The following is a 19,136-nucleotide window of genomic DNA, read 5'->3' on the forward strand; positions in this document are numbered from 1 at the left end:
AATGCACACGCTAGACGAGGTCAACAAAGAGAAATTGCCAAAACACGTTGCCATTATTATGGATGGTAACGGTAGATGGGCCAAAGAACGGGGCAAGCTTCGTATTTTTGGACATGAAAATGGGGTTGAGGCCGTACGGAACACGGTTGAGAACTGCGCCAAACTCCAAATAGAATGTTTGACCCTCTACGCATTTTCCACCGAAAACTGGAACCGTCCCAAAGTGGAAGTACAGACCTTGATGAAGCTTTTAGTGGCCTCATTGCGCAAGGAATTGGAAACCCTCAACAAGAATAACATCAAACTTATGGCCATTGGCAAAATAGATTCTTTGCCCCAAAAAGCCCAAAAGGAACTTTCCGAAGTTATTTCAAAAACAGCAAAAAATACAGGCATGATCCTTACGTTGGCGCTCAGCTATGGCTCTAGGGATGAGATAAAAAGCGCTGTAAAAGAGATAAGTATCAAAGTTAAAAATAATATAATTTCACCAGAAAATATTGATGAAGCCGTTATAAATACACATCTTTACACGCATTTCTTGCCAGATGTGGACTTGCTTATCCGCACTAGTGGTGAACGAAGGATAAGCAATTTTTTATTATGGCAAATTGCATACGCCGAATTATATTTTATTGATGTATTTTGGCCTGATTTTAGAGAGCATCATTTGGTAGAGGCAATATTAAGTTACCAAAATAGAGAACGACGATTTGGAAAAACTAGCGAACAACTCAATTAAAGGTATAAAAAACTGCATTAAACCATACCTGAAGTTACTTCTCCCCTTATTATTCTTTTCCGGCCAGGGCATAGCCCAGGAAATTCCCTTTGAGAACGGAAAGCAATATATCTTGGGAGGACTTACGGTCACCGGTCTGCAAAGCTACAATGAGCAGACGGTAAAGACCTATACCGGACTGCGTGTGGGCCAGCCCATTACTATTCCGGGTGATGAAATCAGTGAGGTAATCAAAAAGTTATGGGGTCTGGAGCTGTTCAGCAATGTGGAGATGTACTACACCAAGATCGAGGATGACAAGATTTTCTTGGAGTTGAACATCACCGAACGTCCAACACTTGCCAATGTAACCGTTTATGGGGTCAAAAAACGTAAGGTTGAGGACATCATCAATGATACCGACCTTAAAAAAGGTAAAAAAATCACTGAAAGTTTAATAGCCAACACCAAGAACTTTCTTCAGAACAAATACAAAAAGCAGGGTTACCTCAATGCCAAGGTTAACATAGCAACCTCACCTGATACATCGGCCACCAATACCGAAAATATGGTGATCAATGTGAACAAAGGAGATAAGGTAAAGATTAGAAGCATTGCTTTTGAAGGAAATGAAATGCTTTCCAACAAGCGACTAAGAAAAGCGCTCAAAAATACCAAGAAGAAAAAATTCTACCGATTCTGGAAAAAGTCCAAATACATTCAGGATGATTATGAGGAAGACCTTTCCAATTTGGTGGACGCCTATGCCGAAAGAGGGTACAGGGATGCTCGAATACTCTCCGATACTTTTATTAAGGTCGATGAAAAGAACATCGATTTGAAGATTAAATTAGAGGAAGGCGACAAATACTATTTTGGGGACATCGATTTTGTAGGGAATACCGTGTATACGGATCGGCAGCTAAGTCAAGTTCTGGGAATTAGAAAAGGTGAGACCTATAATGGGGTGTTGCTTAAGGAGCGTATTGCTGACGATTCCAAACCCGATGCTAACGATTTGACCAATTTGTATCAGAACAACGGATACCTGTTTTCCAGTATCAACCCTGTGGAGGTTTCCGCAGTGAATGACACCATTAATTTTGAGATTCGAATCATTGAAGGGAAGGAAACATTCCTAAACCATGTTACCGTAACTGGAAATGACAAGACCAATGACCACGTAATCTTTAGAGAATTGCGCACCAGACCAGGGCAAAAATATAGCAAGGACGACTTGGTAAGAAGTATCCGGGAATTGGGTCAGTTAGGATTCTTTGATGCTGAGAACATAAAACCAGACATTCAAAATCCTAAACCCAATGAGGGGACAGTAGATGTAAACTACAGCCTTGTTGAAGCAGGGTCAAGCCAAATTGAGCTGCAAGGTGGTTTTGGTGGAGGTGGTTTCATTGGAACATTGGGACTTTCATTCAGTAATTTCTCTTTAAAGAATATTTTCAACGGAGAGGCCTACAAGCCGGTACCTATGGGTGATGGTCAAACCTTTGCCCTTCGTCTGCAGGCCAGTAGAACCTTCCGGGTTTATAGTTTGAATTTTGCCGAACCATGGTTGGGAGGTAAAAAGCCGGTGAGGTTCAACCTTTCACTTTCAAGGACCCAACAGTTTGCCACGAATTATACCAGTAGAGGTAGGATTGATGTCAACAAGGATAGGGGATTCTCCATAACAGGGGTGTCCGCCGGTTTGGCTAAGAGGGTGACCTGGCCAGATGACTTCTTTACCGTATCACATTCGGTTAGCTATCAGTTGTACGATTTCAATGACTTTAACAACGGACTCTTCAATTTTGGTAACGGTAGTTCCAATTCCTTAAGTTATACTTTCGGTATATCACGAAGCTCGCAAGGGCCAAATAGAATATTCCCGATGTCTGGGTCCAACTTTGAGCTTACAGCAAAATTTACTCCGCCTTACTCGCTGTTCAGCTCGAAGGACTATAAGCAACTGAAAAATGACATCAGGACAACCACAGAACGACTTTTGGAAATAGGACAAAACCCTTCCGATATTGAAGAACAGCTTGAGTTTGCCCAGTTGAGTGACAATTTGGAAAGTATGGAGGAGGAGCGTTTTAAACTGTTGGAATTCTATAAAATTAAATTCAAAGGAGATTGGTATACCCCAATCGTGGATAAATTGGTATTGCGTACCAATGCAGAATTTGGATTTTTAGGCGCCTACAACCACGATATCGGTGATGTTCCTTTTGAGCGCTTCTTTGTTGGGGGTGATGGTCTTGGAAACTTTACCTTGGATGGTAGGGATGTTATCCAGTTGCGCGGTTATGAGAACAGCTCCCTAACCCCGTATAGCACCAATCCCATTACTGGAAACGCAGAACGGGATGGGGGAACCATTTACAACAAGTTCTCTTTGGAATTGCGTTATCCGCTTACGCTTAAGCCCTCCGCATCCATATATGCACTGTCATTTTTGGAAGCTGGGAACGCGTTCAACAATTTTAGTGAGTTTAATCCGTTTGAATTAAAAAGATCTGCCGGAGTGGGGCTACGTATTTTTATGCCGGCATTCGGTCTCTTGGGGATTGATTTTGGGTACGGGTTTGATACCGATGCCCAGCCAAATTCAACAGGACCCAGTGGCTGGCAAACGCACTTCATCATCGGGCAGCAGTTTTAATCAAAGGAAAATAGTATCGTAGTGATTTATAAATAGCTCATTTTAAATTAATTAGTTATTTTGGCACGATTTTTTCTATGTAAAAAGCGGATAACGATGAATACCAAGGTTCTTTTGTCATTACTAGTGTTGATGACATCCTTTTATAGCTTTTCCCAAAGTAGGGGAGTGCGCATAGGTTATGTAGATATGGAATATATCCTCGAGAATGTAGAGGAATATAGAGATGCTACAGAGCAACTTGAAGCCAAGGCGCAAAAGTGGAAAAAGGAAATTGAGCTGAAGCAAAGCGTCATTGAGCAGATGAAGAAGGATTTAATGGCGGAAAAGGTTTTGCTGACTGATGAACTGATCACCGAGCGTGAAGAGGAGATTCAGCTATTGGAAAAGGAAATGTTGGATTACCAACAAGACCGTTTTGGACCAAGAGGAGATTTGGTGCTGCAAAAACAGCAACTGATTCAGCCAATTCAAGACCAAGTGTTCAATGAAGTCCAAAAAATCGGAGTGAATAAAAGATACGATTTTATTTTAGATAAATCAGCAGATGTTGTAATGTTGTACTCCGAAAAAAGACACGATATCAGTGACTTGGTATTAAGGGAGATAGGACGCACGCGAAAAATAAGCGCATCCAACCGAAAACAAGAAGAGCGAAACAGGTTGGAGCAGTTCATTGAAGAGGAAGAAGGTGAGGACGAAATCAGTGATGCGCTAAAAGAAAGACAAGAAAGAACAGATTCCATTCAGCAGGCCAATGCCCAAGCAGTGGAAGATAGAAGAGCAGAGCAATTAAGGCTTAGAGAAGAACGAAAAAAAGCCTACGAAGAACGAAGAAAAAAATTACTGGAAGAGCGCGACGCCAAACGCAAAGCCAAATTGGAAGAGCGTGAAAATGCGCTAGAACAACAAAAGGATTCCATACAACAATAAATAGTGGAGCACTAAATTTAACATCAAAATAGTAACTTAGAATCATGAAAAATGTAAAAAGAATCGCTGTAGCCCTTGTATTGTTTGTAGCGGCTACTGGTTTTGTAAATGCTCAGAGCAAAATTGCCCACGTTAACGTACAGCAATTATTGTCTGATATGCCGGAGATGAAGGCTGCCCAAGCCGAGTTGAAAAAATTACAAGAAACGTACAGAGCCGATATACAAGGCTCCATGAAAGAACTTCAAAACAAGTTGACACAATACCAAAATGAAGCCACTTCCAAAACTCAGGAAGAAAATGAGCAACGTGCCCAAGAGCTTCAAGGGTTTGAGCAAAATATTCAAGAAGCCGAACAAGCTGCTATGCAAGAATTGCAAAAGAAACAACAAGAACTTTTCGCTCCTATCACAGAAAAGGCAAAGAATGCCATTGAAAAAGTGGCTGCTGCCCAAGGATTCGATTATGTTGTTGATGCTAGCCCAGGAGGGAGCTTGATCGTTTCAAAAGGAAAAGACCTATTGCCAGCCGTTAAGCAGGAATTAGGCTTCTAAGAACAATAGTTTAAAACGTTACGAACCGCTTTTTTCAAAAGAGAAAGCGGTTTTTTTATTGAGTGACACTTTAAGTATCTATTTTTGGATATGCAAGGACCCATAGGTATTTTCGATTCTGGTGTTGGGGGCACCTCCATTTGGAAGGAAATCAAAAAAATGCTGCCCCATGAAGATACCATATACCTGGCCGATAGCGCCAATGCTCCGTATGGCGAAAAATCAAAGGAGGAAATCCTAGCCCTGAGCATCAAGAACACCGAGTTTTTGATTCAGCAAAACTGCAAGATGATTGTTGTCGCTTGCAATACGGCCACCACCAATGCCATAGATTACCTTCGAGCCAACTACGGCATTCCATTCATTGGAATAGAGCCCGCCATTAAACCGGCCGCGCTTCATACCAAGACCAAAAAAGTGGGCATTCTGGCCACAAAAGGGACTTTGTCCAGTAGTTTGTTCCACAATACCTCCAAACTCTTCGCAGAGGGGATTACTGTGATTGAGCAAGAGGGGAAAGGTCTAGTGGAATTGATTGAAACGGGCCAGATAAACTCGGTGGTCACTCGCGGATTGCTCCTGTCATTTTTACGGCCTATGTTGGAACAAGATATCGACTGTTTGGTTTTGGGCTGTACCCACTATCCGTATTTGATTCCTTTGTTGAAAGATATTCTGCCTGAACACATCACTATAATTGATTCTGGCGAAGCCGTTGCGAGACAGACCAAGGCAATTCTGGAAAAAAATGGACTGTTGAACCCGTCAGACCATGAGGGACAGCATGTTTTTTACTCCAACCAAGAAATAGAGGTGCTCAAAAATTTAGTGGACGATTCCAATGCGCAAATTTCCTACTTGGATTTCTAATCCTTATTTTTTCCGGTAGGTACGATACGTGAAGCTGTATTGGTGCCTATCATCCTTTGGATGATGCTCTTCCTTGATCAAATCCCATTCATCCTTATTGATTTCCGGAAAAAAGGTATCCGCTTCAAAAATTCCGTGCACACGCGTAAGTTCCATATCCGTAGCAAGGGGCATGGATTGCTTGTAAATTTCGCCTCCACCAATGATAAAGGCAGTTTCCCCATCGTTGACCAAATCAATAGCCTTTTCAATGGAGTGCACCACCGTACAGGGAAATTTTGGCGTATACTCCGTATCTCGGGTGATTACAATATGTTCACGGTTGGGTAATGGCTTTGGGAAGCTCTCCAACGTCTTTCGACCCATAATGATCTTATGTCCCGTGGTGAGCGCTTTAAATCGCTTAAAATCGTCCGGAAGGTGCCACACCAAATCGTTGTCCTTCCCCAAAGCATTGTTCTCTGCGGCGGCGGCAATAATAATCAGTCGCTTCACAGCTCTTTTTTTTTATTGATGTTGGATAAGGGGAAATCCGTGTCGATTTCCTTTTGAATTTCGGCAATCCGCTTTTTCTGTTGTGCTACCAAGCGTTCCCGTTGTCTTCGTTCCCAATCCTTCCCCATGAATTTGTGGGTGACAAAGACATTGAAGGTGTGAAGTATCAGTAAAAATGCCCAAAAGAGAATCACCCAAACAGACCAATCATACGCTTCGCCGTAGTTCAGGATTTTGTTCGCTAGGACCAAAAACAAACTTCCTATCAAGAAAATGACCAGATGGGAGAACAACCGTTTCTTCTGCTTCACACGCCTTTGTGCATTTTCCAGAAGCTCGTGCTGCTGCAAGTCTATTTCTGTTTTTTTCTTTTTACCAAAGGACAACATGGAATGGCTATCTTTAGCAACAAATATAACTGAATTGTACCCAAAACTTCGGTAATGCAAAGTCTAAGAAAAAAATTTCCCGTCCTAAACCAATGTATTTATGCCAACACTGCCTCCGCCGGACTTCTAAATGAAGATTTGATGGAATGGCGTCAAGGGCATGACCTTGATTTTCTTATTGGAGGTAGTGATATGAAGGCCAAAGGCTTTGCACACATGCCAGAGATTAAGAAAACCGTTGGGAAGTTTTTCCATTGCAAGCCTGAAAATGTGGCTTTGGTGCCCAATTTTAGTTTGGGACTCAATCTACTGTTGGAAGGACTCTCCAAGGACAAAAAGGTGTTGCTGTTGGAAAATGATTACCCTTCCGTGAACTGGCCCTTTGAAACCCGAAATTTCAATAGGGAATATGTCGCCATCGATGCGAACATGGAAGAAAATATCCATAACAAGGTAAAGTCTGGAGGAATTGACGTTTTTGCCCTGAGTCTGGTGCAGTGGGTGAACGGGATAAAGATTGATCTTGACTTTTTAAAACAATTGAAAAAGGATTTTCCAGATCTAATCATCATTGGCGATGGCACCCAGTTCTGCGGTACGGAACCCTTCAATTTTGAAGCATCTGGAGTGGATATTTTGGGAACAAGTGCCTATAAATGGCTACTGGCCGGCTACGGAAATGGTTTTTACTTGGTAAAGGATGCGGTTATGGACCAATTTGAACTGAAAGGCATAGGCAATGGTTCGGTGGATAATGATCAATCCAAGCGAAACAGTATTTCATTCTGCAAGTTTTTGGAGCCAGGACATTTGGATTCCTTCAACTTCGGAAGTTTGGAATTTGCACTTGATTTTTTGGACGATATCGGTCAAGAACACATTCAGGCACATTTAGATAAATTGTCCAACAAGGCCAAAAATGTCTTTTCAGATCTAGGGCTTTTGGAACAAAGTGTACTCGATAGAACACAGCACAGCACCATCTTCAATATAAAGGGCGACCAGAAGTTGTTCCATAAGCTTACCGAGGAAAATGTGGTTACTTCACCTCGTGGCGGAGGGGTGCGTTTTAGCTTCCATTTTTACAATACCGAGGAAGAAATAGATGTTATTGCAACACTTTTAAAGCGCTGGGCACCAAAAGCCTAATCGATAAAAAACGCAGATTTAAATTGATAAAAGTAACCCAATTGTTAGGGGCATTTTATCAATATGATAAATCGAACTTAACTAATTGTAAATAAACACTTTTATGTATTGCTTTGTACCGGAATTAAAATTTTTTGGTACCATGGCAATTAAAAAACAATACCTGAAAAGCAAGCCTATTTGCAAGGTAACTTTCACTGTTCCTGCAGAGGAGGCTGACAAAGTTGCTGTAGTTGGTGATTTCAACAATTGGAACCCAAAAGGCAGTACTTTAAAGAAATTGAAAAACGGAACCTTTAAGGGAACTTTTGAACTTCCCAAAGAGAACTCGTATGAGTTTAGGTACATCATCGATGGTGCTTACACCAACGATGAAGAGGCTGATCGTTTCCAATGGAACGAGTACGCTGGAACCGAAAACGCCGTTCTGGAAGTATAATAGTTAGAATCGCCATTGAAGCACCCCAACTTCAATGGTGGTTTTTTTTCTGGAGAGTTTTGGTCTTCAGGAATACTACTGCATTATCTTCTCCAATTCCACTGTGTCCCAGTCTGGGTTTTTATCTATAAAATTCTTGATCATGGCAACATGGCTGGAACCGAGGAGCAACATTATCCGTTTATCATTGGGTTGGGTGGCTTTTTGGGCCAAGGCCCACATGTACAAATTTCTACGATACCATTCCGAAGCAAGATAGGCTCCCACAAAATTGTCCCGGTCTCCTACCAAAAGCGGCACTTGGGTATGAAATTCATTGCTGAACTGTCTAAGTTCTTCCGTATTGAGGTAATAGGTCATGTCCAGCAAAGAGGCACCGGACTCAATCTTTTCATCAAACTCTTGTGTAAAACGCTCTATGCCCTCCGTGAACTTCTTTTGCAAAGTGGTCTGGTTTTGTTGAGCGGTCACGGTCATTAAACTATCAAAAGGGAAGTCGGTGTTGCGGTAATCCACGGCTTTAACGGATGGTAAACCTGCTTTTTTAGCCACCCGAAATGCCAATTGGAAGGTTTCACTTTTTTGGTAATAACTGGAAAGGTTATCGTTGGTAAAATAATTGTCTGCCAAATACAACTGATAGAGCGAGTCCAGTTCCTGTTGTTCGTTATAAGGCCATTCCACCAAAACTTGGTCTGGCTTATATTCCTTTATTTTTTCTGAAATCTCTTCCAATTCAGCTTGGGCACTTTCGCTTAGAATGTCAAAACTTTTGGTTTGAGCCACATCTGCCCCAGGATTGTTGTAGTGGAAGGTGCCAATGAGTAATACTTGTTTCGTGTTCTGGGATTCTTGAGATTCAGGTTGGTTGGTTTTTGGGCTACAGCTCAACAATACGAAGAATACTGCAAAGGCCCATACAGTTTTGTATATCATGGTTTGGTATCGTTTTAAAAAAGACAGAAGAAACCATGGTTTGTTACAGTTGCGACAAGAAATGCATGTTACCATAACCATGTTGGTCATAGTTTAAAGAAGAATTTCAGGAAAGATCTACTCAGCAGTAGTGGGGTCAATAATCGTGGCCACTTCACTTACTGAATTTGCAGGGAACCCTCCCTGTTTGGCATGTTCGCGAACCATGTCTTCGTTAGGTGCTATGTACACACAGTAGATTTTACCACCGGTTACATAGCTTTGTACCCATTGAATTTCTGGCCCCATGTTGCGCAATACTCCACAGGAAGTCTGTGATATTCCTTTGAGCTGGTCTGCGGTTAAATCTCCGGCACCCGGAATTTCCCGCTCAATGACATATTTTGGCATGACGTTAAAATTAAGTTTCCTACTCGTTTGGCTTTTGGGTTACGCCCCGTTTTGTGTGGTTTCTGGACTCCACTTAAAGATATTCAATAAAAGTGGGGTTTTGAAGGATTTAGGAGCCTAATTTAAGGTCTGTTTTAGGTCAAGAAACAAAGCAAATGGCCCAGGCCACATAGAACCATCCCAATCCAAACCAGCTGATTATATGTATTCGCTTTAAGATCTTCCAGTCATAGATGAAAAAGGAAATAAAAAAGGCATGCCAGACCAGAATGTAAAAAAGTTCCCAGTTGTCATAAATATGGAACACATCACATAATCTTCCCATAATGGGTTCTATCGGCAGTGCAAAGGCCCAAAAAATGAATCGTTTGTGATAGTACTTGTTTTTTCGGTATCGATAGGCCAATACCAGAAAGACCGCAAAGCTCAACATGAAAAACCGATTGGCCCTGACAAAGGGTTCCATGGCATCCCATCCTTTAAAAACGGCTACAAAAACATAGACAGTGCTGAGGAAAACACCAATGGCGATAAGAAACCCAATTTTCCCCCATTTCATGTGGGCTTAATAGTTCTTTTTATAAATAAAAAAGGATTGAACCACAAAGGTGATAAACCAGGCCAACATAAATAGACCGTGAACTATAAACTTAGGGTCGCTGTTGCTTTGCTGGCCTATATCCCAAAACAGATTGTCCGAAAAAGCAAGAACGGAGAGCACCAGAAGCAAGGAGCTTACTATGGGGTAATAATACTTCTCCATATATTATCAAATACGAGTCTGGAGTTACTACTATAAAAAAAGCATCCTTAAAAGATTAAGGTAGAGCACATGTTCTAGTTGGCCCAGTAGTCCACTACAAGCACATCGCCTATGTGCGGACCCGCCACTTCGCCAAACGCTTTGTGGTCTGGGTGGATAAGATACGCATCCCTGTCCGCCTCACTGGTAAAGGTGAGGAAATAGCAATGGGTAAGCCCCCTGTTCAGGTTTTCTGGGCTGTTGTTGAGGCCCCATTCGTAGCCTTTGATCTCGGATATTTTGGAAGGCAGTGCATTGAACGCCTCTTTTACTTCTTCCACCTCGGCTTCAGAAGAGGTGTCTTTAAATTTAAACAATACCACATGGCGCAATAGCGGTTGGGTGGTCTCGGTCGTTACCGTTTCGGTTTTTTCCACAGGTTCTTCTTTTGTTGGTTCTTGGGTTTTATTGCCACAACCCGACAGTAAAAATACGGTTAAAACGGCGAAGGCAAGGTTTTTCATGAGGGTCGGTGTTTAGAAAAAGTTTATGGTCAAGTAAGGTAAGATAAAAATGAATAGTGTCATAATCTGGTATGACCCTTAATCCCAAGACCTTATTTACTTTTGGTATATGGCACAAAAAGGGGATAGGTTGAACGCATTTATCAAAGACAGCTACGGCTCTCCCGAAGAACTGGCCAAAATTTTGGACTTGGGGGTGGTGATGCTGTTCTATTTGGAAGAAGACACCTTTTCCCGTAGGGAAGTGCAAAGTGTGGTGGAAGCACTAAAAGGAATTGGGGAGTGGTTGAGGGAGGCACCGAGTAGCAAATGCCAATGTTGTAAGCAGTAATTTTTTAATTTATCATTGAACGTAAAACGATTTGTCAAAAAACAACCTTCTTTCATAACCTTTGCCGCTTAATTTTCCTCTTTCAATGATTACTCCTCGAACTCTTTTCATACCTGGTTTTTCATATTCAATACCAAACTCGATTATGTGATTCAATGGTAAATCTAAATCTGACAATTCAGGATGGGGTATGCCATCATTTTTTAAACTTTGAATTGTGTCCAGTTCAATTTCAAAAATATTTGAGAAATCTTTTGCTAACTTTTTATCGTCTCGCGGAAGAAGTATAAATAAATCAGACACCTTACTTATGGATGGTTCAATTAATGCAAATCTTAATCGTGTTATTTCTCCCAATGAGGTCGTGTCATTAATAAGAGATTTAAAATAGTTCCCTCCAATTGTGTCCTTGCTCTCATTAACCAACCATATTTGATTGGCATATTCCTTTCCGCCAATTTTGATGTATTCAACAATGCTATCCCTTACATCGCTGGCCAGTATGACAAATTTTTTCCTATTTTTTCCGACCAAAGAATCGGTCTCGACCTGCATGCTAATTCTTTCTTCAATTTTTATTTTTTCTGGTTTAGAATTACATGATAGAATAAAAAGAAAAAAAGCAAATATGAATGCTTGTTTCACTTGTTTATTAATTGTCTCGACTATAAATAGTTTCATGTTTTAACACTCAGTTTTTTTCAATCTCCCTTATCATTTCTTTGGCCACCAACGTGGAGGAGGGGAGAAACATGGTGGTTACAATTCGCTGGTCAATGACCACATCGTGTTTATCGGCCAGATCTTTTTTGGTCTGGAACAACGCTCCATTTTGTCGTAGTTGATCCTCTAACATAATGGGCAACAAAGTCCCCTCTGCAGCCCAACTTTTGGTCACCTCCGTGGAATTTGGGAATCCGGTCAATTTCACCTCTTTGACCATATACTCTCCATTGCTGAGTTTTACATTGGCAAAAGCACCGGGGCCGTGTCCGCAACCGCCCACTATGCCACCATTTTCATAAATTTTGGCTATGAGTGGTAAGATAGCTTCGTTTTTGGCCACATCAAATAAAGGGCCGTATCCACCGCCAATAAAAGCGGCTTTGTACTTTGTATGATCCACTTGATCGGGCGTCAATGAATTTTTAACCTTACCAAAATTCTCATACTTGATGGTATAACTACTAATACCTAGGGTATCCATGGAGAACGGCACTTTTCCACCGGTTGGCGAAACAAAATCCACTTCGTAGCCGTGGGAAACAAAAATATGGTAGGGAGGCGCCACCTCCCAGAGATTGTTCCCGGCAAAGTGTTTTTCGGGGTCTCCCATATCTTCCGTGTTTGAAACGATCATGAGTATTCTTCCCTTTTCATGCTTGTCATGGTCACACGAAATACAAATTAATAGGGCCAACAAGGCCAAGAAACCTTTTTTCATTTTTTTGATTGATTTTAGAGTAGGTCTCGCAATGGAGGGGAATGTTACAGATTTTCTTAAAAGTAAGGAATTTAGTTTGGGGTGGGAGCGGACAATGGATTATAGCTAGTGTAGTGTTTAGGCTTTTATTTTTTTATTCGTTTCTCTTTGACAAATCCAATCACTAACAGTGGCAGAGTAGTCAGAAAGCCTGAAATCATAAAGCCCAAAAAGTAGGGGTCAGGGTCTCCGCCTTTATCGTCCCATAAAAAGGTCAAAAATGAGTTTAAAAAGAATACAGTCAAGATTGCCCAAAGCAATTTAAATTCAATTTTTTCAGCTTTGTAGAACCCGTAAACCGTTAAAATTCCACCAACTAGATGCATGAAGTTTAGAACCTTAAAGTTTTCAATTCCCAAAATGTTCTCGAAGGGGTATAGATAAATTGCACTTCCGTGAAGTAAAATAATTTGGATTATTGGCGCAAACGATCCGAGAACCAAGATTCCCATTAAAATTAGCGGTATTACAGTGTTCTCCGTTTTCATTTTTAGTTTACACACAACTTGTTTATATAGATATGTTTACCCCAATTAGGTGCTAAACGATGTTAAAAGATACACTAAATTTTTGTGTTCATTTTTCCTGTAGAGAAGTGCAACCTGTGATGGGAAAGTAACGGTTTCTTCTAACCGACAGTTATGGGCATAAAAAAAGTGGTTTTCATCTTCCCGTAAAAGAATAGACGAAAACCACTAAGGTTTGTACTGGCTTAAAAGGGTTATTCCTCGATTAAAGGATCGTTCTCCACCTCTATGGATTCCTCGACCGTTTCTCCGCCCAATGCAATGGAAACAATATAGTTCCCTTCATCAATGGAAAATTTAGGTTTTGGTCCAAAGAACGTTTCACCACCCGCGTAGCTGGCATACCCCGTGACCAAGTCACTGCGCACTGCATTGAGTTCGTCAATGGTGGCTGCTTTTGCCAATTTGTCGGAGATAGGTTTTAACCCGGCGATCAACTCTTTCTTTTTAACCCGATTTTTGAGTTCGTTGATGACCCATTGTAGGTGAGTTTTGTAAGTATACATCGTTTCTTGTGAAACAGGATAAAAACGCTCCATACCTCTTCCGCTCAACGGCCAAATGGTTCTATTGATGCCTTGGTGCACCGCGATTTTTTGTTCGAACACCTTTTCACCCTGTAACGTCTTTACCGCTATGGTAGCGGAATCTGATGTTTGCTGGCCCACATAGAAATTGACAATGGCGCCACTGGGTGGGTTTTCGCCTCGAAATTCAAAAGCGGGTTGTTTACGGCCTGTATCAATAGTGATCCATTTGGTGGCTTCTTTGGGTTTAAAGAGATGAAGCTGCTTTTTGGCGACTTCGGCACTCATTTGGCGCAATGGCGAAAGATCGTCCATGATCCAGATGCTTCGGCCATGCGTACCTGCGATAAGATCGCCATCACGAGGGTGAACCACCAAATCGTAAATAGCGACGGTAGGCAGGTTGTTTCGCATATTGATCCAGGATTTACCATTATCCAAGGACGTATACACGGATTCCTCGCTGCCCAAATAGAGCAAACCTTCCTGCTCTGGATCTTCTTTGATCACATAAACGGAATATTTTTCGGGCAAATTGCTGCTGATATCTTTCCAATTTTTACCGAAATCATCACTCACAAAAACGTAAGGCTTGTTATCATCAAATCGGTGGTTGTCGAAGGTCACATAAACCCTGCCTTCCACGTGGTGTGATGCTTCCACCCGGCTTACCCAAATTTTTTCAGGAATACCCGGAAAATTCTTCTTCACATTCGTCCAGCTTTCACCGCCATTGCGGGTCACCTGCACATTGCCATCATCCGTTCCTACCCAAACCACCTGATCATTGAGCGGTGATTCGGAAATGGTCATAATGGTAAAATGATTTTCCCCACCGGTGTTACTATTGGTCAAACCACCTCCTTTGGAGGTATTTCTAAGCTTGGGATCATTGGTGGTTAGATCCGGGCTGATGATTCGCCAGCTATCCCCTCTATCCGTGGAGCGGAACAAATGATTGGAACCGAAATAAACGGTTTGGGGATGATTGGGTGAAATAATGAAAGGCGTACTCCAGTTGAACCTAAATTGTGGAGGAAGCAATGGACGTTCAGGGTCTTCCCTAAAGAACCATCTTTCCCCGGGATAAATGGAATACCAGTTGTGTGTTTCAGGATAGTTGGGGTCAAAATAATCCTTGAAGTTCACCACAGTTTCAGGCGTAGGAGTGATGAATGCATATTCACGTGTTTCTACATTTTGTCGAGCCACGAAGCCTACGTGATTCACGGTGTAGATGGTTCTCCAGTCGGTGGGGTCAATCTGAGCGTGGAACCCATCCCCTTCAGCGACCCAGGTATTGTGCTCATTTAAGATGCCCCGGCGTTCCCGGCTGTTACTGGGACCCATCCAAAGGCCGTTATCTTGCAAACCGCCAATTACCCAATACGGTTTGCGCATATCAACACCGACAGCATAATACTGTCCGATCGCCATATTGTTGAACGACAAAAAGTTCTGTCCACCATCAATGGTGAGCCGTGCACCTTGATCAGTGGCCATATACATGATCTTGCTATCATAAGGTGCGATCCACATGTCGTGGTCATCACCGCCATCTGCTCTCCATCTTGGTGGTTGAAAGGATTTACCACCATCCCTTGATATCATAAATCCACGAGAGACTACATAGATGAGGTCGTCATCCAAAGGATCTATTTGAATTTGTCCGTGATAAAAAGGACGAACAGCATGTTTCAGCAAAAATTTCCAGCTTTCACCTCCATCATCAGAGCGATAAACCCCTGAACCCGGTTTCCCTTCGGGAATATTTTCGTCTGCCTCGTAAGCCATCACCATAATATCTGGATTTTTGAGGTGGATGGATACATCGATCATGCCACTTTCACCTTCAGCGAGACCGTTGGTGATCTTACGCCAGGATTTTCCGCCGTCTTCGGATTTAAACAGACCACCATTTGGCCCACCTGATTTAAAACTGGCGGGTTGCCGAAGGCGTTCGTAAAAACCTGCAAAGAGCACATCAGGATTTTCAGGATGCATGATGATTTCAGTACAGCCTGAACTAACAGCGGTTGGAAGTCCATTTGTCAATTTTTCCCAAGTTTTGCCCCCATCCGTGGTTTTGAATAGGCCTCTTTCTCCTGAGTATCCCCACAAATGTCCTACTGCGGCGACATAAGCTATATCAGGATTGGTAGGATGCGTTGCAATTTCAGCGATTTGATGGGTGGTTTCCAACCCCATGTTTTGGAAGGTCTTCCCTCCATCCGTGGATTTGTAAATCCCATCACCATAGGCGCTACTGTTTCTGTTGGCAGATTCACCGGTTCCGACCCAAATAATGTCTGGGTTCGGTTGAAAGAAGGCCACGGCCCCAATGGAACCAGCTCCGTAGTCATCGAAAATGGGCGTCCAGGTAATTCCTGCGTTGGTAGACTTAAAAACTCCACCTGAAGCCGAAGCTACCAAAACGGTGCGATAGTCAGTATTTAATGCTTCTACCGCCGCGATGCGTCCCATCATATTGGCGGGTCCAATGTTGCGCCAGCGAAGATCGGTAGTGAGAGATTCTGAATTTTGTTGAGCCGTTGTGTGTACACTTAGGCATAAAGCCAAAAGGATACAAAGGGGGAATGTGTATTTCATGATATAGAGAGGTTGGTATAAAATTTCAATCCAATGCAAGCCTGATGCGGCTTAAGGCACTTAAAGTAACAGTTTTTATTTGAGATTATCAAGGTTGACGTACCCTTGCAAAAAAGTCAGATTTGTTTGCAAAAGGTCAGTGTTTTAGACGGTTCAGCCGAAATGGTTGAAGAATTTGTCGAGTTTTTGGCGTAAAAAGTACACTTATTCAGCTAGGGATAAACCACTTAAGCTTTTGGTGGTTTTCAAAAGCATCATTTATAATCTGCTAAAAAAATGAATATTCGTTTTGAAAGACATTCAGTTATCTGGCGGTTTTTGCGAAGATTTTATAATATATTTAACATAATCCTTATCATAAATCTTGTGAAGTAAACTATTTGTTGGATTATTTTCGGAGGTTATTTTTGGTAGTTGAATTTTTTACCGCCATCCTGCACTTCAATTTTAACGATTTCATTCATCGGAATTTTTAGGGTTAACCCTTGGGCGAATCTAGACCGGCCACCTTTTAGCGTATCATTTTCCAAAACAACAGTGTCAAAGTACATGATCCGTTTTTTTCCATTTTGTAGAGTCACCCTCATTTCAATGGCGGCGGAGTTATCCAAATATGCCATGTTGCCCTTTTTGTCCAGAACCTCAAGTCGTTCAATAGTGTTGGAGCGATATTTTATCCCACGACTGTAATTCAATGGGTTGTTTATTTCCACTTCCTTCAAATTTTCAGATGTGGCACGCACCATCTGCTTTTTAAAGCTATCCACTGGTATGGTGTACGTCTTGCAAGAAATGATGAGCAGTAGTATCCCATATCCGCTCATTTTTTTAATTTGGGTAAGTCTCATACTGAATTCAAGATTTTTGATTGTTGTGGCTTGTTATTATTTCTCTGTATTCAAAAACTTTTCAATCATCGGCACGACAAACTCACTTTCTTTGGTATCGGGTTTTAAGGTGGTGATTTCACCAATATAGTCTCCATGTCCCCCAGGAATGATGGCCAATTCCGAATTGGGAATTTGTCTGTGCAATTCCAACGCGTGCTCAGGTGTGATGATGTCCTTATCGCCAATGATGATAAGGGTAGGGGCCTTTATCGAGGTGAGCAAATCATCTGAAATGCCCTTAAAATTTACCATTCGCTTTGCGTCCCGGTCGTGCATTGTTTGTAAACCGTTGGGGTTGGGAGCCACTTGTTTGTAGGCGGTCTTCAGTTGTTCTGGCATATTTTCCAATTTGGCTTCTTCCATAATGCCCCAAAACCAGTCTGGAACACCGTTTCGCTTGGCAAGGGCTGAACCCAGTACCATTTTGTTCACTATTTGAGGGTAGCGAATGGCAATTTGAAGCGTCGTTGTACCTCCATTGCTGAAACCAAAAAAATCGACTTTATCTATTTCCAGATTTTTAAGGAGCGTAGCCACATCATCAGCATCTTGTTCAAAGGATGAGTCGGCATTTCGGTCGTTGGTCCTTCCGTGGGCCTGCAATTCAATGGCTATGACTTTTCTGTTTTTTGCGAATAATGGAATTACCTTTTCAAAGGTGGTCTGAATGGTTGAACCACCACCATGAATAAGCACCAGCGGTTTGCCATGGCCGTACATCTCGTAGTACATGTTCAATCCATTCACTTCTGAATATCCACTTTTAAAAGCAAGGATGTCTGAGGTTATTATTTCCATTTCCCGTTTTTCCAAACTTGTTCCACTTTTTTGAGGTTCGAAATATCGTTCAATGGACTGTCTTTCAGCAATACAAAATTCGCTTTGCTGCCAACGGTTAATTCTCCAATGGGCAAATCAAATGCTTTTGCTGCGTTGCCTGTTGCCGTTTTAAGAATGTCAAGGTTGGTCAGTCCGGCACGTTGGTAGAGCTCCAGTTCCAAGAAGTAATCAGCACCAAAATCCATCTGTCCTTCTTGTGCATCGGTGCCAGCGACTATAAGAACTCCTTTTTCATACATCTTTTTTAATATCGCGGTACGCTCCTCCACATCTAAAAGGTTGTTGGCAACCCAATCTATCATGAAAGGTGGTGCACCATCCATAGATTTAAGGGACATTCCACCCGTTGGGATTACAAAAATGTCATTTTCAACCAGACTGTTATAAAATTTATCAGAAACAGGTAGGTCTTCCTTGTAGTCCAGCATATGCACAAAACCATCTGGCTTAAATTCGGCTATTTTCATCATTTCCTCGGCCGTATTGGCGTGGACGACTACTTTATAACCCTTTTCATGGCTTCGATCTATAAGTTCCTTGATTTGTTCATAGCTCAACGTGGGTAAGGGAGGGTAACCCATCCATTCGTGATGTTCACGAATAATTTTAATATAATCCACATTTTTTTCGATACGATGATTCAACCAATCTTCAATGGAAAGGGAATCGGAAATGGTTTCCATGTCTGGGCTATATTGATTTGGATGCCCTCCGGGGACCGTAGCTGCATGTCCGGCACCATATAAAATTGAATAGCCCGTTGAATCTTGATACCCTTTTTTCCATTCAGCTTCTCTTACCTCCAAGCCAGTATGCATATTTAGGAGGTACATGATTCCTAGAGGATATCCTTGTCTTAGCTGTTCGGTTTCGGATACGTGCACATGCGCATTGACCATCCCCGGAATTATATATTTTCCGGTACCATCGATGATTTGGTCACTTTGTAGTTCTTCAGTGGAAATATAGGCAATGGTGTCACTATTGATTGCGATGTACACCGTGCCTTGGTCTTCATATCCATTGAACAAGCCCACATTTTTGATTACGGTGTCGTACTTGACCGTTTTGTAACAGCCAACGCTCAGCGCAAGTAATCCCAATATCAGTATTCTTTTCAT

Annotated in this window: 22 protein-coding genes; 8 read left to right on the plus strand and 14 right to left on the minus strand. The window is 41.9% G+C overall.

Annotated elements, in window-relative coordinates:
- Nucleotide 1: 1 nt before the first annotated feature.
- From ACFSJE_RS05985 to murI, 5 genes are all read left to right on the plus strand, one after another.
- Nucleotides 2-742: an isoprenyl transferase gene (locus ACFSJE_RS05985; protein WP_379830078.1), complete on the plus strand. Its 741-nt coding sequence runs from the start codon at nucleotides 2-4 to the stop codon at nucleotides 740-742.
- A complete protein-coding gene (bamA, locus tag ACFSJE_RS05990; protein ID WP_379830079.1) occupies nucleotides 714-3,386 on the plus strand; it encodes an outer membrane protein assembly factor BamA in 2,673 nt (890 codons plus the stop codon). The genes ACFSJE_RS05985 and bamA overlap by 29 nt, the downstream gene beginning before the upstream one ends.
- Before the next feature lie 96 nt (nucleotides 3,387-3,482).
- On the plus strand, nucleotides 3,483-4,319 hold the full coding sequence (locus ACFSJE_RS05995; RefSeq protein WP_379830080.1) for an OmpH/Skp family outer membrane protein: 837 nt from the start codon (nucleotides 3,483-3,485) through the stop codon (nucleotides 4,317-4,319).
- Nucleotides 4,320-4,363: 44 nt separating this feature from the next.
- Entirely contained in the window at nucleotides 4,364-4,873 is a 510-nt protein-coding gene (locus ACFSJE_RS06000; protein WP_379830081.1) for an OmpH/Skp family outer membrane protein, read from the plus strand.
- Between the two features lie 90 nt (nucleotides 4,874-4,963).
- Nucleotides 4,964-5,743, plus strand: coding sequence for a glutamate racemase (gene murI, locus ACFSJE_RS06005; RefSeq protein ID WP_379830082.1), 780 nt, complete (start codon nucleotides 4,964-4,966; stop codon nucleotides 5,741-5,743).
- A 3-nt stretch (nucleotides 5,744-5,746) separates the two neighbouring features.
- Here murI and ACFSJE_RS06010 read toward each other — a convergent pair whose 3' ends face one another.
- Together ACFSJE_RS06010 and ACFSJE_RS06015 are read right to left on the minus strand one after the other, a co-directional pair.
- Complete coding sequence (locus tag ACFSJE_RS06010; protein WP_379830083.1) at nucleotides 5,747-6,238, minus strand: dihydrofolate reductase; 492 nt, start codon at nucleotides 6,236-6,238, stop codon at nucleotides 5,747-5,749.
- On the minus strand, nucleotides 6,235-6,627 hold the full coding sequence (locus tag ACFSJE_RS06015; RefSeq protein WP_379830084.1) for a 2TM domain-containing protein: 393 nt from the start codon (nucleotides 6,625-6,627) through the stop codon (nucleotides 6,235-6,237). Before ACFSJE_RS06015 ends, ACFSJE_RS06010 begins: the two co-directional genes overlap by 4 nt.
- A 54-nt stretch (nucleotides 6,628-6,681) precedes the next feature.
- Between ACFSJE_RS06015 and ACFSJE_RS06020 the strand changes: the two genes are divergently transcribed.
- Together ACFSJE_RS06020 and ACFSJE_RS06025 are read left to right on the plus strand one after the other, a co-directional pair.
- Nucleotides 6,682-7,776 carry an aminotransferase class V-fold PLP-dependent enzyme gene (locus ACFSJE_RS06020; protein WP_379830085.1) on the plus strand — a complete coding sequence of 365 codons (1,095 nt, stop codon included), beginning with the start codon at nucleotides 6,682-6,684 and terminating at the stop codon, nucleotides 7,774-7,776.
- A gap of 142 nt (nucleotides 7,777-7,918) precedes the next feature.
- Nucleotides 7,919-8,215, plus strand: a complete 297-nt coding sequence (locus tag ACFSJE_RS06025; protein WP_379830086.1) for an isoamylase early set domain-containing protein — start codon at nucleotides 7,919-7,921, stop codon at nucleotides 8,213-8,215.
- 75 nt (nucleotides 8,216-8,290) lie between these two features.
- Here the strand turns inward: ACFSJE_RS06025 and ACFSJE_RS06030 are convergent, their stop codons facing one another.
- The 5 genes from ACFSJE_RS06030 to ACFSJE_RS06050 all read right to left on the minus strand — a co-directional run bounded on the left by ACFSJE_RS06030 (nucleotide 8,291) and on the right by ACFSJE_RS06050 (nucleotide 10,807).
- The gene (locus tag ACFSJE_RS06030) at nucleotides 8,291-9,151 is read right to left on the minus strand and encodes a DUF5694 domain-containing protein (RefSeq protein WP_379830087.1); all 861 of its coding nucleotides are present in this window, start codon (nucleotides 9,149-9,151) and stop codon (nucleotides 8,291-8,293) included.
- 117 nt (nucleotides 9,152-9,268) lie between these two features.
- The gene (locus ACFSJE_RS06035; RefSeq protein WP_379830088.1) at nucleotides 9,269-9,541 is read right to left on the minus strand and encodes a DUF4242 domain-containing protein; all 273 of its coding nucleotides are present in this window, start codon (nucleotides 9,539-9,541) and stop codon (nucleotides 9,269-9,271) included.
- A gap of 139 nt (nucleotides 9,542-9,680) precedes the next feature.
- Complete coding sequence (locus ACFSJE_RS06040; RefSeq protein ID WP_379830089.1) at nucleotides 9,681-10,100, minus strand: hypothetical protein; 420 nt, start codon at nucleotides 10,098-10,100, stop codon at nucleotides 9,681-9,683.
- 6 nt (nucleotides 10,101-10,106) lie between these two features.
- Entirely contained in the window at nucleotides 10,107-10,304 is a 198-nt protein-coding gene (locus ACFSJE_RS06045; protein ID WP_379830090.1) for a hypothetical protein, read from the minus strand.
- A gap of 74 nt (nucleotides 10,305-10,378) precedes the next feature.
- Nucleotides 10,379-10,807 carry a Dabb family protein gene (locus ACFSJE_RS06050; RefSeq protein ID WP_379830091.1) on the minus strand — a complete coding sequence of 143 codons (429 nt, stop codon included), beginning with the start codon at nucleotides 10,805-10,807 and terminating at the stop codon, nucleotides 10,379-10,381.
- Nucleotides 10,808-10,916: 109 nt separating this feature from the next.
- Here ACFSJE_RS06050 and ACFSJE_RS06055 point away from each other — a divergent pair, with 109 nt between their 5' ends.
- Nucleotides 10,917-11,138: a hypothetical protein gene (locus ACFSJE_RS06055; protein ID WP_379830092.1), complete on the plus strand. Its 222-nt coding sequence runs from the start codon at nucleotides 10,917-10,919 to the stop codon at nucleotides 11,136-11,138.
- 12 nt (nucleotides 11,139-11,150) lie between these two features.
- On the opposite strand, the gene ACFSJE_RS06060 is transcribed toward ACFSJE_RS06055, so the two are convergent.
- From ACFSJE_RS06060 to ACFSJE_RS06090, 7 genes are all read right to left on the minus strand, one after another.
- Nucleotides 11,151-11,819: a hypothetical protein gene (locus ACFSJE_RS06060; RefSeq protein WP_379830093.1), complete on the minus strand. Its 669-nt coding sequence runs from the start codon at nucleotides 11,817-11,819 to the stop codon at nucleotides 11,151-11,153.
- Nucleotides 11,820-11,829: 10 nt separating this feature from the next.
- Nucleotides 11,830-12,582, minus strand: a complete 753-nt coding sequence (locus ACFSJE_RS06065) for a type 1 glutamine amidotransferase domain-containing protein (protein WP_379830094.1) — start codon at nucleotides 12,580-12,582, stop codon at nucleotides 11,830-11,832.
- A 125-nt stretch (nucleotides 12,583-12,707) separates the two neighbouring features.
- Nucleotides 12,708-13,109: a hypothetical protein gene (locus ACFSJE_RS06070; RefSeq protein ID WP_379830095.1), complete on the minus strand. Its 402-nt coding sequence runs from the start codon at nucleotides 13,107-13,109 to the stop codon at nucleotides 12,708-12,710.
- A 233-nt stretch (nucleotides 13,110-13,342) separates the two neighbouring features.
- Nucleotides 13,343-16,285 carry a WD40/YVTN/BNR-like repeat-containing protein gene (locus tag ACFSJE_RS06075; RefSeq protein ID WP_379830096.1) on the minus strand — a complete coding sequence of 981 codons (2,943 nt, stop codon included), beginning with the start codon at nucleotides 16,283-16,285 and terminating at the stop codon, nucleotides 13,343-13,345.
- A 401-nt stretch (nucleotides 16,286-16,686) separates the two neighbouring features.
- Nucleotides 16,687-17,133 carry a hypothetical protein gene (locus ACFSJE_RS06080; protein ID WP_379830097.1) on the minus strand — a complete coding sequence of 149 codons (447 nt, stop codon included), beginning with the start codon at nucleotides 17,131-17,133 and terminating at the stop codon, nucleotides 16,687-16,689.
- Between the two features lie 36 nt (nucleotides 17,134-17,169).
- Entirely contained in the window at nucleotides 17,170-17,973 is an 804-nt protein-coding gene (locus ACFSJE_RS06085) for an alpha/beta fold hydrolase (protein ID WP_379830098.1), read from the minus strand.
- A complete protein-coding gene (locus ACFSJE_RS06090; protein WP_379830099.1) occupies nucleotides 17,964-19,136 on the minus strand; it encodes an amidohydrolase family protein in 1,173 nt (390 codons plus the stop codon). The genes ACFSJE_RS06085 and ACFSJE_RS06090 overlap by 10 nt, the downstream gene beginning before the upstream one ends.

The organism is Flagellimonas iocasae (genome assembly GCF_042682725.1).
Taxonomy (GTDB): Bacteria; Bacteroidota; Bacteroidia; order Flavobacteriales; family Flavobacteriaceae; genus Flagellimonas; species Flagellimonas iocasae.